The organism is Flavobacterium sp. AC105, assembly GCF_979258495.1.
The window spans coordinates 2059641-2074301 of record NZ_OZ409860.1 but is presented as its reverse complement, the minus strand read 5'-3'; the positions used below and the strand labels follow the sequence as shown (position 1 = coordinate 2074301).

Here is a 14661-nt window from a genome sequence, read left to right as displayed (position 1 = left end):
AAAAAAAATATCTGTGAAAAATCAAGATATAATCTCAATCAGTTTTAAATCAACTAATTGACTATCAAGCAAATAAAATATTTTTATATTTGTAAAAATCAAGGTGTTGTTTAGATAAAAAACAGCATATAATTAATGGTAATAATGACAATATCAAAATTAAAGTTGAATATTTTTTCACTATATATATATTTATTAGCTTTTTATTGTATAATTGCAAGTTATTAGACTACTTTTAACATTCCTGAAACATTTTCACGTCAAAAACCCTCTTTTTATAAGTATCATAAAAAGGAAATGCTGTTTTCTAAAAAGTTGCTAATCACCAACTCTTACACTAATTTTGAATTAAAAACGAATTAACTCAAACCGACTTAAAAATTATCTACCCCTAAACCAAAACCAAATCATGCAAAGAATATTCATTCTATATTTTTTGATAACAGGTTTTTCTCTAACTGCGAAAGAGACAAATCCTGTTCTAGAAGAATTAGATAAAGTACTGCTCAAAAAAGAGGTTTACCTCAAACAGAAGTATCATAAAATAGAAGCCCTGAAAAGGAACGTTTCAAAATTTACAGTAAGTCAAAACAACGAACAGCTGTATAACAGTTATATGTCTTTATTTGAAGAGTACAAATCTTTTAAATATGACTCTGCTTATTATTATCTTGAAGAAGCAAAAATCAAGGCAATTGTTTTAAAAGATCCCAAATATTTGGCTCAAAGCCGAATCAAAGAAGGTTTTGTTTTGCTTTCGTCGGGACTTTTTAAAGAAGCCATTGACACTTTAAATGTAATAAACGACACCAAACTCGACCAAAAAAACAAGTTTGAATACTATTCTATAAAAGCCCGCGCCTATTATGATCTCGCCGATTATAACAAGGACCAGCGTTTTAATATTCATTATGTACAGCAAGGGAATCATTTCCTGAAAAAAGCATTAGAATTAATTGGAACAAATACAAACGAATATTGGGCTGCAGAAAGCTTAAAACGACTAAAACAGCAGGATTGGCGTGGTGCCGAATTTGCTTTTAGTTACTGGATTAACAACTATAAATTACCACCGGATTATTACGGAATTGCGACTTCGAGTCTTGGTTATATTTATTCGGAACGAGGCTATACTAAAAAAGCCATTTATTATCTCGCACTCGCCGCTATTGCCGATGTTAAAAATGCTACAAAAGAAACCGTCGCACTCCGGAATTTAGCCAATGAACTCTTTAAAATGGGTTATCTGGACAAGGCCAATGAGTATATCAACATTGCCATGGATGATGCGACGTTCTACAATGCGAGACATCGAAAAATTGAAATTTCATCGATTTTACCTATTATCGAAAAAGCGCAACTGAATAATGTAAAGGACAAAAATGATAAACTCGAACGTATTATTATTCTGTTGACGATTTTAACGGTAATTATTATTTTGTTTTTGATTATTATTTTTAAACAATTAAAAGAAAAGAATAAAGCCAGAAAAATAATGGCTTCATCTTACCAGCAGCTTCAGGAAATGAACGTAAGCCTGAGCGAAGCAAATGCTATTAAAGAAGAATATATTACCTATTTTATCAAAGCAACTTCTGCTTTCATTAATAAAATAGATCATATTCAAAAAAGTACATTACATAAGATAATCACCAAGAAAACCGATGAAGTTATTGCGAGTTTAAAACGTTATAATGTAAAGGAAGAACGCGAAAATCTCTTTCACCAATTTGATGAAATCTTCCTGAAGTTATTCCCAACTTTTGTGACGGATTTTAATAATTTGTTCCCGAATGATCATAAATGTATTGTCAAAAAAGGAGAGCTTCTAAACACAGAACTTCGAATTTTTGCCTTGTACCGATTGGGAATTCAGGATAGTAACCAAATGGCAGAATTTCTTGAACTTTCTGTGGCTACAATCTATACGTATAAAACCAGAATTAAAAGCAAATCCGATTTTAAAGATACTTTTGAAGAGAAAATTATGGCGATTAAAACGATATAATTTTCTATTTATTGATATCCTGCAAGGTTTCCAAACCTTGTAGGTATGTTTTATCTGCAATAGTGATAATTGTAATACCTACAAGGTTTTGGAAACCTTGCAGGAAAACAAAACTTTGTCGAAAAAAAAACGCCACAAATTCACGAATTTTTATTCATGCAGATGAGAATAATAATTCGTGAATTCGTGGCGACCCTTTTTAAGCTACATCCTCCAGATCATACAAATTCATACAATAAAAAATCTGTGATAATCCGTTTAACCCGTTCAATCCGTGGGCCATTTTCATTCTGATTCCAATTGAAGGATCACATTTTGATAACGCTTTCCAAGAGAAAATAATTGTTCTGCAAAAATCATAATCGCAACTGGTACAAAGAAAAAAGTCAGCATATTTTCTTCATACAATAAATAAGTCGTGATAATAAAAATACGTGCATATTCCAGATAATACATCCATTTTCGCTGTTCTAATAAAGCGCCACAGTTGACTAAAGTGATCAGGATAATAGAAAGCACAAAAAGTTTATCCAGCATATTCAGCAAATCAAAATAATAGGTAAAAATGGTTAAAACCAACGTACAAAAACCTAATTGAATGTAGAGATAATTTCTGAACCGAAGCCTTTGATGCGGATTTTCCTTATCCTGCAGAAAGCGTTTTTCTAAGATAGGACGAATATCCTGATCCATGTGCGCGGGGCTTCCAAAAACGGCTTTCCATTTTTCTTTAAAACCAGAAGAACGTTTCCATAATTCGAATATTTCAAAATAATAATGAAAATGCTGCCATAAGAAACTATAGCTTTTCAGCGGATGCGTTAATCCGTATTTTGGCCTTTCTTCTTCTTCCTGAAAAGTGCCAAAAATACGATCCCAAAACGTAAAGATATCGCCGTAATTTTTATCTAAATATTTCTCGTCAGAAGCGTGATGAATTCCGTGAATAGATGGCGTTACAAAAACATATTCCAGCCATTTTATCTTACCAATAAGCTGCGTATGTGTGAAGAAAGAATACGCTCCGTGAACAATGAGCATCGTGATTACCATTGATGGATGAAAACCAATAAAAGGCAAAACACACCAAAATCCGGTTCTTACAATTGCCTGAAAAGTGGTAATTCTGGCCGCAGCCGTAAAATTGAATTCTTCACTCTGATGGTGCACAATATGCGCTGCCCAGAAAAAATTGACTTCATGTCCTAATCGATGGTACCAATACCAGACAAAATCTGTGGCAAGAATGAGTGCAAGCCATACAAATGCATTACTCGGAATATCAAAAATTCGATAATTATCATAGATCAAATAATACAATTGATAAAAACTTGCGGCGATGAATAAGTTGATTAATCTTTCAGCAATACCAATACTAATATTCGAAACAGAACTTTCATAATTGAAAATTTCCGGTCTTTCTCTTAGTTGCGCCACCTTATATTCCAAAAATAAAAACAAGAAAAAAGCGGGCATTGCGAAGGCAAGAAAATTAATATGTTCCATTTTAAAAATTACTTTTTTTGATTCATAAAAATTCATAAATAATTCGGTATAATCAAAACAAAGATATTTTCACCAATTAAATAACATTAATTGATGAAAATGGTCTTTTACTTTTAATTAGAAGTTAATCTCTAATTTTGCTTGAATTTCGGAGCATCCAATGCTACTTCTTTTACGGCTTGTGTATCTGCTACTTTTTTCAAAGCAATGATATAAGCCGCAATTCTTGGCGTAACATTATGCTTAAGCGCAATTCTGAAAACGGTTTCAAAACCTTTTTCTAATATATCTTCCAAACGTGTATTAATCTGATGAATTCTCCAGGACTCTAAAAGTGAGTTTTGTAACCACTCAAAATACGAAACGGTAACACCTCCGGCATTTGCCAAAATATCAGGAACGACCAACACATTGTTCTCGTGTAATATTTTATCAGCATCAGAAGAAATAGGTCCGTTTGCGCCTTCTACAATGATTTTTGCTCTAATATCCTTGGCATTTTTTTGTGTAATTACATCTTCTTTTGCCGCCGGAATCAAAACGTCAACATCCAAAAGCAATAAATCTTCGTGTTTGATCGCAACTGAATTTGGATATCCTTTTATACTTTTGTTATTCAGGTTATAATACAAAATCAGTTCCGGGATATTAAGCCCGTCAGGATTGAAAAAAGCCTCTGAAACATCGCTAACTGCCACAATTTTTAATCCTTTTTCGAATAAAAACAAAGCCGAATGCAAACCAACATTTCCAAATCCCTGAATGGCAACTGTAGATTTTGCCGGTCTTAGTTTTAATTTTTGAAGTGCCAATAAGGTAATAATACTAACGCCTCTTCCTGTTGCTTCTACCCTGCCCAATGAACCACCTGAATGCAAGTGCTTTCCGGTTACAACGGCATGAATTGTTTTACCGTGAACCAATGAAAATTCATCCATTAACCAGCCCATTTCGTCAGGTCCTGTTCCCATATCCGGTGCCGGAACATCTTTTTCAGGTCCAAAAATATCTGATAAGGCTTTTGTATATGCCCGTGTAATTTTTTCTAATTCGGTTTTAGAAAGTTTTCTTGGGTCACAAATAATGCCGCCTTTTGCTCCTCCAAACGGAATTCCGGTTACAGCAGATTTCCAGGTCATCCAGGCTGCAAGTGCTTTTACTTCGTCAAGGTTTACACCCGTATCATAACGAATTCCGCCTTTTGACGGACCTAAAGCTGTATTGTGAATTACGCGATATCCTTCAAAATTTTGAACTGTTCCGTTATCCAAAGTAATCGAGAAATTTACCACAATCTGTTTTTCCGGACGCTGTAATTTCTGCCTGATCGATTCATCTAAATTTAAAATATCAGCTGCGATATTAAATCGATCAATCATAGATTGAAAGGGGTTCTGTTTAATTATTTCTGCACTCATACTATATATCTTTAAAATTGGGGTTATTCGATTAAATTTTTTTCATTAAAAACACTTTTTAATTGTGTTCAAAAGAGTCTTTATTTATTAATAATTACTGCATTCGCCAACACGGGATTTTAATAAGACAGCATTGCATCATTATATTTCTATTTCTATTTGATCTCATATCCTTCATTTTTTAATAGTCTAAAAAAAGCCTTTCATTGGTGTATGAAAGGCTAAAAAAAAATAACTAACAAGTGTACTTTCTCTATTAACGCCATTTCATCGCATGGTTCATCATGCAACACATCTTTGAGTTGCATATAAACTGGATGATATTTAGACTATAGTTTTCCATTGTTATTGCAAATTTATAAATATAATTTATAAATTCTATAGAATTGGTCGAGTTTATTTTTAAAATATCAAAACATAATACAAAAACAGCTGTAAATTAAGGTTTTAGACGTATTAAAAAATTTAATTAAATTGTGAAATAACAATTAAAACAATAGAAATTAGGGCTAAAAAGATGCCTATAAAATTTATTTTGGATAATTTTTCTTTGAAAAAAAGCAATCCAACAAGGCTGCCCAAAATGATAACGCCCATATTCATTCCTGCAAAAACCGTTGACGGATTTTCGGCGAAAGCCTTATGCGCTTTTAAATAAAATAGAATATTTCCGAAATTAAAGATTCCGACCAAACCTCCAAAAAGAATATTTTTTGATGCTAATTTCACGCCTTTCACTCCTATTTCATAAACAGAAATCACTATGGAAACTCCCAAAGCAATACAAAAAACCAGAAATAAAGAAGTCGTGTACGGCAAAGTCGTATAAAGGGCAATTTGCTTAAAAAGAATATCAATAACGCCAAAACCTAATAAAACCACAGCAGGAAAAATCCATTTGTTTGCTGTGTTTGCAGCTTGTTTTTTTAAGATGAATAAAAGTGCTAAAAAGCCAATTATAAGTCCGATAACTTTATAAGAGTTAAATTCTTCTTTAAAGATAAACCAGGCAGCCAATATTGGGATAAACAAAGATAATCGTTGCGCTGCATCTGTTTTTACGATTCCCATATGCTTTATAGAAGCTACTAAAAACAGAAAAACGACAGGTAATAAAATTCCAATTGCAATGTAAATATCCCACGGTGCATTTGTGTTGATTTCCGATAAATCCGGAGTAAAAGTGAGGTAACAAAGTGCTAATGCAAACACGTAATTAAAAGCGACAATTTGAGTGGGATTACCGTTGTATTTTCGGGTGATTTTGAAAATCACACCAACAATTACGCTACAAAGAATACTTAAAACAAGAAACAGCATAGGATTAAATTTTGAATGCAAAAATAGTGTTTATCTATTTTATACTTTCAAAAAACACACAATTAATTACTCTTAAGCCAGCCTGTAATACTCATTCTGGTGTTTTGAGTAACCAGGACTTCATGAACTAATTCATTGCTTTTAAAGAATACCGTTTTACCCTGAGTTACATAGACTCAAAAGTATTATAAACAAAAACAATTTCAATATTAAAAATTTTCTTATAAAGTGAATTAATTACAAAAATATATTTACCATAATCTTTATTTTCCTTCATCATATCAAGTTCCGTAAAAATATTTACAGATATATCTTCCGAAGGCAATATAGTTTCAAGAATATACTCTCTAAGTGTTGCATTATTATGTTTTCCAAAATATTCTTTTATTTCTTCTAAATTTTTATCAGCTTCTTTCAACAATGTCGTTACCTCTCCATTTCCTTTTTCCAATTTTACAATTATCTTTCTCATTACTTCAAAAAAAGTAAAACCGTTATTTTTTAATGGAGTAATTTCTGAATGAAATGAAATATCTCGGGATTTATTAAAACAATAATGATGACTAGAATTATCAATAATTTTTTTATGTGGTTCAATATAAACAACTTCATCAAAAAAAGAAAAATCATCTCTGGGAAATTCAAAATCACTATTAGCTTTCATATCAGTTAAATAATAGAATAATTCACTTGAACTTTTTTCTTCCCTTAACCATTTTTTTAAATTTTCTAATAATTCAACTCTTAATATAAATATAGGAGCCACATAAAAAGCTAAACTACTACTAGTCTTTCCATTACTAAAAAGTAAATTATGCTGTTGATATTCATTATCTTTTTTATAAATTTCAAACTCGTAAACGCCCTTATTATCGCCTGCAAACAAACATTTGTTATCCGATAAATAAATTTCAGTTGAATTCTTAAAGTAATCAATTCTTTGCGTTTTTCTAATATTTGCAGCTTCTTTAGAATTCTTAAATTGCATGTACAGATGAACACCTGGAGTACTTTCATAAAACCAATCAGAAGCAAAGTCACTATTCTCTTCCGCTGCTGTTGGCATATAAAAATTTAAATCACCTTGTTTTAAAAATGTTGCGTAATATCCCATCATTACAGCAAACTGGAATTCTATTTCGCTAAAACCAGATCTCATAAGTGTTTCAATTAATTATCTAAATTTATATCTACAAATATATATTTTATAATATGACAAAATAAAATTTAGAAATATTAATCACTCTTCAGCCAACCCGTAATACTCATTCTGGTGTTTTGAGTAACCAGAACTTCATGAACTAATTCGTTGCTTTTAAAGAATACTGTTTTGCCTTGAGTTGGAGCAATTTTCTGATTGTTGTTTTCCTGATGAATCATCAATTCTCCGCCATCGCTTTCCTGCCAATTACTATTTAAGTAACTGATCATAGAATATTTCCGGCTTGGATTATTTTTAAACTGATCTAAATGTTTCAAATAGAAATCGCCTGTTTCGTACAAAGAATAATGAAATTCATAACCGGTGATTCCGGCATAACAACTTTCATTTAAATACACTATAAAGGCATCAATTTTATCAAAAAACTCATTTTCAAAAAGATTATTATTCTCTTTATCGAGCCAATATATAGAATCACTTCTAACCGCCCCATCATAAGAAAGCTTCTCAGAATTGCCAATTCCGGCTGCTAACAGTAGACTATTTTCGTTTAAATTCAGTAAATTTTGTTTGAGATTATTCGCCAGTTCGGCATTTAAAAAGTGTTCAGAAATACCTACTTTATTTTCGATATAACTCGCAATCAGATCTTCAAAACCATCTTCCATTTTTGTTTGGGAAAAACTGCAAATACAGCCCACGTAGCAAGGTAGACGAAATTAAAATGGTAATAGGTTTATTTTCAATAAATAAAACAAGAGAACTACAATCATACTTTGGGCGAGCCACCATTCCGATACGAGGGCAAAATTTCTGTGCGAGTATTCGCCCTCTTACGGGATACTGTCGGGCTATCCGCGCTACATGGTAGCGTTCTTCTATCCCTCTCGCGAGCGAAGTGAAGTCTAATAATTGCTCAATTTTCAGTTTTTAGTTTTCAGTTTTCAGTTTTCAGACAATCTTGTCATCCTGACGAAGGAAGGATCGCTAGAAACTCAGCAATAAAAGTCGCCAATCTTTGTAGCGTTATACGTATGAGTCAACTTCTCAATAAAAACTTTGGCATTTTTTTTTACCGATCGTTTTGTCAGGCTGAGCGGAGTCGAAGCCCATTCCAATTGGAGCGCCCTTCGACTTCGCTCAGGGTGACAAACTTAAAAATTAGCTTAATAAAATTGTCAGAAAACTGAAAAACAAAAAACCCGACAGATTTTAAAAACCTGTCGGGTTTATGTCTAAAACGTAATTATAATTTATAATTCACAATCAATAATTAATTACAATTTACTAATATAACTTCCGTACATATCTTTAAACTGATGTCCTTGTGCAAAACGATCTTTGCTTAATTTTTTATATTCAACCAATCCCCATAAAATAAATTCTTTGAAGAAATACTGGTCTTTTTTATCTAATTGAGGCTGACATTTTTTTACTAAAACATCCAGCGGTGTTACTTCATCGAGAATAGCCTGATAATCTGCATCTGAAGCATCATCTAATAATTCGAAACCACTTTCGGCAAAAAACCATTCTATTAAATCAGAATATGGTGTTTTTGCATCTGGTTTTTCAAGCTTTTCTATTTTAGGCAACAGCGTTGGAAATAAAGTTTTAATAGCTGAACCAATTAAATTTTGAGCCACAAACGCTGCTCCCTCCTGTTCGCCTTCATAAACCAACTCTACTTTTCCGGTAATCGCAGGAATTATTCCGATGAAATCTGATAATCTTAAAACCGTTTTATCTGTTCCAGCTTTTAAGGCACGACGTTCGGCAGTACTCATTAAATTCTCAAAAGCCGTGATACTCATTCTGGCACTCACACCACTTTTATTATCTATATATTCGCTTTCACGCGCTTCAAAACTTATTTGCTCTAAGATATCTTTGGCTAAACTTGGCACATAAACCAACTTGTGTTGTGTTTCGTCCAGTTTTGCTTCTTGTTCTGTAATTGTTCTTGCAATGGCAACACTTTCAGGATAATGCGTCAGGATTTGAGAACCAATTCTATCTTTTAAAGGTGTTACAATACTTCCTCTATTGGTATAATCTTCCGGATTTGCCGTAAAGATAAACTGCATATCCAGCGGCATTCTTAACTTAAATCCTCTAATTTGGATATCACCTTCCTGCAAAATATTAAACAAAGCAACCTGAATTCTGGCTTGTAAATCCGGTAATTCGTTGATTACGAAAATAGAACGGTTTGCTCTCGGAATCATCCCAAAGTGAATTACGCGATCATCAGCATATGATAATTTTAGATTTGCGGCTTTAATCGGGTCAACATCTCCAATTAAATCAGCAACGGTAACATCCGGAGTTGCTAATTTTTCGAAGAAACGTTCGCTTCTGTGCAACCATGAAATTGGCGTTTCATCGCCTTTTTCGGCAATAATATCTTTGGCAAAACGTGAAATTGGATTTAACGGATCGTCATTGATTTCAGAATCCGTAACAAACGGAATATATTCGTCTAATAATTCGATCATTTTACGAGCCAAACGCGTTTTGGCCTGACCACGAAGTCCTAATAAATTGATATTATGACGTGATAAAATTGCGCGTTCTAATTCCGGAATTACGGTATTCTCAAAACCGTGAACACCTTCAAAAACCGGTTTTCCTGATTTGATTTTCTCACGAAGATTATTTCGCAATTCGTCTTTGATGCTTGTACTTTTATATCCTGAGGCTTTTAATTGACCTAATGTTGTTATATTATTTATTTCCATTTTTATTGAAATATGTTTTTATTATTATTTTTTTGAATGACAAAGATTGTGTCATTTCTTTGCGGGAGACGCACTGCTGTGGGGCTCTACGATATGCTTTATGTGCAAAGCGCTTCGACTTCGCTCAGCGTGACAGCTGTAAACTGAGACTGAAAACTACCTAACTCTCTTCTTCCTATTTGTTTCATAATCTTCAAAAATCATTTCGCCCAAACCTTTTAGTCCGGTATAAAATGCTTTTCCCTGATTGGCTTCTGTAAAATGATTAACGAAACGCTGCAAATACGGATCGTTTGCAATCATAAATGTCGTAATCGGAATGTGTAATTTTCTGGCTTGTTGCGCCTGAGTGTAACATTTATCGACAATATATTCGTCGAGTCCGTTGCTGTTCATATAATAGGAACCATCACGTTCGCGAACGCAGCTTGGTTTTCCATCGGTAATCATAAAAATTTGCTTGTTGGTATTTCGTTTTCTACGCAAAATATCCATTGCCAATTGCAAACCTGCAACTGTGTTTGTATGATAAGGCCCAACTTGCAAATACGGCAAATCCTTAATTGGAATTGTCCAGGCATCGTTTCCGAAAACTAATATATCCAGCGTATCTTTTGGATATCGCGTTGTGATTAATTCGGCTAAAGCCATGGCTACTTTTTTGGCCGGCGTGATTCGGTCTTCGCCATACAAAATCATACTGTGGCTAATGTCGATCATCAAAACCGTACTCATTTGAGCTTTGTATTGGGTTTCTTCGACAACCAAATCATTTTCGGTCAGCATGAAACTTTCAACACCATTATTGATTTGGGCATTTCGAAGGCTTTCTGTCAATGAAATACGTTCTAAACCATCTCCAAAATTAAATTCACGAAATTCTCCGGTATGTTCATCGCCATTTCCGGCATGTTTGGTTTTGTGATTTCCGTTTCCGGAACGTTTCAAATTCCCGAAAATCTGATCTAACGCTTGTTGTCGGATTGCACGTTCTGTTTTAGCAGTGATACCAAAACCTCCTGAACCATCTTCTTTGACCTCGTCTTTTATGTAACCTTTCTTTTTTAAATCTTCGATAAAATCATCGATTGTGTAGTTCTCGTCCGTCAGTTTATATTCATTGTCCAACTCCCGAAGCCAGTCTATAGCTTCATCAAAATCGCCCGAAGTATGGGTGATTAACTCTTTGAAAATACCAAAAAGTTTTTCAAACGGAGACTGAAATGGGGCTTCGTACGACTTAAAATAAAAACCTTTTTTAAATTCGTTTTTCATAATTCTAAAATTACGCTATTTTAGAATTACGAAAAAAGAAACGTTTATTAATTTTTAGTTAAAATATTGAAACAAAAGAGGCTGAATTTCCTTATAAATTTAGTAATTATTCAAACTTTCCGTCAACATAATACCATGTATTATTTTCGAATTTAAAAGTAGAAAATTCGTAATGCGTCTGCAATTTTTGATTTGAATCTAAAAAAGAAGCTTTAAACTCAACCGTATTTTCGGTAAAACTTAGAATTTCCAGTTTTTGCCATTTATTGCTTGTTGCCCATTTTAGAATTTCTGCTTTAGAATAATATTGCCTTTCCGGAACATGAGTAGTTTCCAAAAGATAATCGGCATTATGAGTTGCATAAGCAGAATATCTCGAACGCACTAAAGCCAATGCAGTTGGTGCTTTCTGATTGTTTTCAAGATACAATCCGCAGCAATTTTCAAACAGCAAACCGGTATCGCAAAAGCACTTTTTATTCTCCATCAACTTGCTCTTCGCCGTTAATTTTTACATGTAATTGATTTAATAAAACCTGATACCTGCTGATTTCTCTTAAATCTTCATCTTCTTCTGCATGATCCAGCATTTCGTCTAATGTTTCGTTTACTTCAAGCAATTTATTATTAGCTTCTCTGTCGTTTTTTGCAGCAATTAAATCTATAATTTCCTGCACACTTACTTTTAAATCTTTGAATTTCATATTTTCTTGTTTTGTTATTTTTGTTTCAGGTTTCAAGTTTCAAGTTCCGTGACGCAACTTAAAACTTGAAACTAAAAAAACTTGAAACATTTATTCTTCTTTCTTGTCTTCGTTGAATTTTTTGATAATTTCTTTCAGCTTTTCTTTACGTGCAATTTCGGCCTGCTTTACTTTATTTTGGGCTTTGTGCAGTTTGTCGTTGTGCTTTTTGATATTTCTTTCGTTGTTGCGTCCCATTATATTTCTCTTTTAATTTCTTCTAAAGTTTTCTCGGTAAAAATCAATTCGGTGATAATTTGTTTTCGTAAATCATCTATATCTTCATAATCAAAATGTTTTGCCCAGGATGTTAATTGCTGTAAATTCCGAATCTGTTTGATTCGTTTTGTCGTTTCAAAACTTGTTCGCAACACCGCTTTCTGATCGTATTTCGGATTTTTTTTATGCTGATAGGTTACAGTATTCTTATCAAAATCGGCATCAATATAATAGAGCTTTTCTTCGGCATTATCGGGATAAAATTCGTTCCAGGCGGCAAAACCAATTTTTGTTTTCGATTCGGTTTCCGGTTCACGCGCTAGCAAACGCCATTTGCTGTTGGCTAATCTTCCCCAATGATTCGAAACACGGTACATTCCGGCTTCGGTATAATAATAGGTGCTTCCGGCTTTGCTCTCAAACTGAATTTTCAAACCTTCAATTTCATCCCCAAGCACTTCATGAAAAACACAAAAGGTATTTTTGAAAGAATTAGGATGTGGCTTAAAGTTTTTTTGCATGTGCAAATATACTCAGATTGACCAAAACTCCCTAAAACAAACATAAATTGATTAACTTTGTACCTTAAATTTTAAATTAAAAAAGTCATGTCTAAAGATTCACAAGAAAAAATGTTGCAAAAAGGGGTTTATACAGGCATCATGGAGAAAGATGAAAACAACAATTATTTTTGTGGTGAATATCTTTTAGATTATAAAATCGCACACACTAATCATGCTGTAGGTGATTTGATTACAATTAAATCAGTGATTGAAAATCCGAGCGATATTAGTTATGATAAATATCCGAAGAAATCAAAAAACTTTCATAAAGCGAATCAGAAACCGGAGGATAAATAGATTTGTTTCAGGTTTTCTTTGTTTCAGGTTTCAGGTTTCAGGTTTTGAAATGAGAATTTTACCGCAATCCGGGGAGCTAACATCTTTATATAATGTTATGCTGAAAAATACAAAGTTCGCAAAGCTGGTTTATATCTGGCTTTGCGAACTTTTTGTTTCTAAAAATTACTTGGGGGAAAAACTTTGCGACTCTGCGATTTTTTATTTCTTAAGCTTTTTACATTAATACCGAGAATTTCACGCAAAGTCGCAGAGCCGCAAAGCTGGTTGAATATCTGGCTTTGCGAACTTTTTGTTTCTAAAAGTTACTTGGGCGAAAAAACTTTGCGACTCTGCGACTTTTATTTCTTAAGCTTTTTACATTAATACCGAGAATTTCGCGCAGAGGCGCAGAGGCGCAAAGCTGGTTGAATATCTGGCTTTGCGAACTTTTTAAATTTCCTAGTTAAAAAACCTTTTAGAAAACTAATTTTTTTATGGAAATTAATGCCCTAGCCCCGATAAAAGTGGAAATCCTTTTGTGCTGGGGTTCAGCACAAAAGATTGGAACGGATAGCGGGAATAGCTCCTTATTCTTTTTAATTTAAATCAACAAAACATTTTACGTTCTTACAATCAACATTTTACATTTTTTTCGAATATTTTTTCTATCAAAACTAAAAAGTTAAAAAAAAGTGTACCTTTGCAAAAAATTTGTCTTTTTGAACAATTAATTTCAATTTCAAACTAATAGACAAGTAGTTACCTTATTTATGAAAAAAATAGTTGAATACCGCAAGTTACTAAACGTAGACAAAACTGCTGAGTTAAAAGATTTAAAAACCATTTATCGTAATGCGATGAAAGAATCACATCCTGATAAATTTCAAGGTGATGAGGCTGGTTTAAAAGAAGCAGAAGAAAAAAGCAAGGCTATCATTGAAGCTTATCACTTTTTGGTAAGTATTAATCCTGAAACGATTAAGGCAAATTTACCTGAATATACTGAAACTATCGCAACTTCATCAATTACTGATTATAAATTTGTTGATGGTCGTTTAATTATCGATTTTTCAAACGGAAGTGTTTACGAATACATTAGTGTTCCTAAAGCTACTTACGTGAAAATGGTAAATGCTGATTCTCCTGGAAGATTCGCAAAAAGACACATTTTAAACTCTTTTACCTGGAGAAAAAAGACAAATCAAGAATAGATTTATACGAAAATATCCTCAAAAGCATTCTGGCAACAGCGTGCTTTTTTTATGTCTAAAAATTAGAAAATCGATTATTTAGATTAAAAATAAGAATACATTTACGAGTAATAAATCAAATTAAGGCAATGAACACGCTGATTACACGGCAATTAGACTAAAAAAAACTATAACAAAATTTTAGGTTACAAAATTCTTTAAGTTTTATAATTTTAG

14 protein-coding genes are annotated in these 14661 nt (G+C 32.9%); 3 read left to right on the top strand and 11 right to left on the bottom strand.

The annotated features are described in order from the left end of the window. Window positions 1–409: 409 nt before the first annotated feature. Window positions 410–2008, top strand: a complete 1599-nt coding sequence (locus tag ACZ0AH_RS09090) for a DUF6377 domain-containing protein (protein WP_463475477.1) — start codon at window positions 410–412, stop codon at window positions 2006–2008. A gap of 285 nt (window positions 2009–2293) precedes the next feature. Here ACZ0AH_RS09090 and ACZ0AH_RS09085 read toward each other — a convergent pair whose 3' ends face one another. The 11 genes from ACZ0AH_RS09085 to ACZ0AH_RS09035 form a co-directional block, all read right to left on the bottom strand. Then, on the bottom strand, window positions 2294–3514 hold the full coding sequence (locus tag ACZ0AH_RS09085) for a sterol desaturase family protein (protein WP_463475476.1): 1221 nt from the start codon (window positions 3512–3514) through the stop codon (window positions 2294–2296). A gap of 131 nt (window positions 3515–3645) precedes the next feature. After that, window positions 3646–4932, bottom strand: a complete 1287-nt coding sequence (locus ACZ0AH_RS09080) for a Glu/Leu/Phe/Val family dehydrogenase (protein ID WP_463475475.1) — start codon at window positions 4930–4932, stop codon at window positions 3646–3648. A 465-nt stretch (window positions 4933–5397) separates the two neighbouring features. Continuing rightward, window positions 5398–6252, bottom strand: coding sequence for an EamA family transporter (locus ACZ0AH_RS09075; protein WP_463475474.1), 855 nt, complete (start codon window positions 6250–6252; stop codon window positions 5398–5400). A 166-nt stretch (window positions 6253–6418) separates the two neighbouring features. Further along, window positions 6419–7411 carry a hypothetical protein gene (locus ACZ0AH_RS09070; protein ID WP_463475473.1) on the bottom strand — a complete coding sequence of 331 codons (993 nt, stop codon included), beginning with the start codon at window positions 7409–7411 and terminating at the stop codon, window positions 6419–6421. A 77-nt stretch (window positions 7412–7488) separates the two neighbouring features. After that, the gene (locus ACZ0AH_RS09065) at window positions 7489–8082 is read right to left on the bottom strand and encodes a 2OG-Fe(II) oxygenase (RefSeq protein WP_463475472.1); all 594 of its coding nucleotides are present in this window, start codon (window positions 8080–8082) and stop codon (window positions 7489–7491) included. Between the two features lie 609 nt (window positions 8083–8691). Then, window positions 8692–10155, bottom strand: a complete 1464-nt coding sequence (locus ACZ0AH_RS09060; RefSeq protein WP_463475471.1) for an AAA family ATPase — start codon at window positions 10153–10155, stop codon at window positions 8692–8694. A 156-nt stretch (window positions 10156–10311) separates the two neighbouring features. Beyond that, window positions 10312–11430, bottom strand: coding sequence for a vWA domain-containing protein (locus ACZ0AH_RS09055; RefSeq protein WP_463475470.1), 1119 nt, complete (start codon window positions 11428–11430; stop codon window positions 10312–10314). 106 nt (window positions 11431–11536) lie between these two features. Further along, the gene (locus ACZ0AH_RS09050) at window positions 11537–11917 is read right to left on the bottom strand and encodes a YchJ family protein (protein ID WP_463475469.1); all 381 of its coding nucleotides are present in this window, start codon (window positions 11915–11917) and stop codon (window positions 11537–11539) included. After that, window positions 11907–12134 (bottom strand): hypothetical protein, encoded by a 228-nt coding sequence (locus ACZ0AH_RS09045; RefSeq protein ID WP_463475468.1) that lies wholly within the window; start codon window positions 12132–12134, stop codon window positions 11907–11909. The genes ACZ0AH_RS09050 and ACZ0AH_RS09045 overlap by 11 nt, the downstream gene beginning before the upstream one ends. A gap of 90 nt (window positions 12135–12224) precedes the next feature. After that, entirely contained in the window at window positions 12225–12371 is a 147-nt protein-coding gene (locus ACZ0AH_RS09040; protein WP_089075917.1) for a hypothetical protein, read from the bottom strand. Then, window positions 12371–12913, bottom strand: coding sequence for a hypothetical protein (locus ACZ0AH_RS09035; RefSeq protein WP_463475467.1), 543 nt, complete (start codon window positions 12911–12913; stop codon window positions 12371–12373). Before ACZ0AH_RS09035 ends, ACZ0AH_RS09040 begins: the two co-directional genes overlap by 1 nt. A gap of 87 nt (window positions 12914–13000) precedes the next feature. On the opposite strand from ACZ0AH_RS09035, the gene ACZ0AH_RS09030 reads away from it, so the two are divergent. Both ACZ0AH_RS09030 and ACZ0AH_RS09025 read left to right on the top strand, forming a co-directional pair. Continuing rightward, the gene (locus tag ACZ0AH_RS09030) at window positions 13001–13252 is read left to right on the top strand and encodes a hypothetical protein (protein WP_463475466.1); all 252 of its coding nucleotides are present in this window, start codon (window positions 13001–13003) and stop codon (window positions 13250–13252) included. Between the two features lie 752 nt (window positions 13253–14004). Next, the gene (locus ACZ0AH_RS09025) at window positions 14005–14445 is read left to right on the top strand and encodes a KTSC domain-containing protein (RefSeq protein WP_463475465.1); all 441 of its coding nucleotides are present in this window, start codon (window positions 14005–14007) and stop codon (window positions 14443–14445) included. Window positions 14446–14661: the final 216 nt, after the last annotated feature.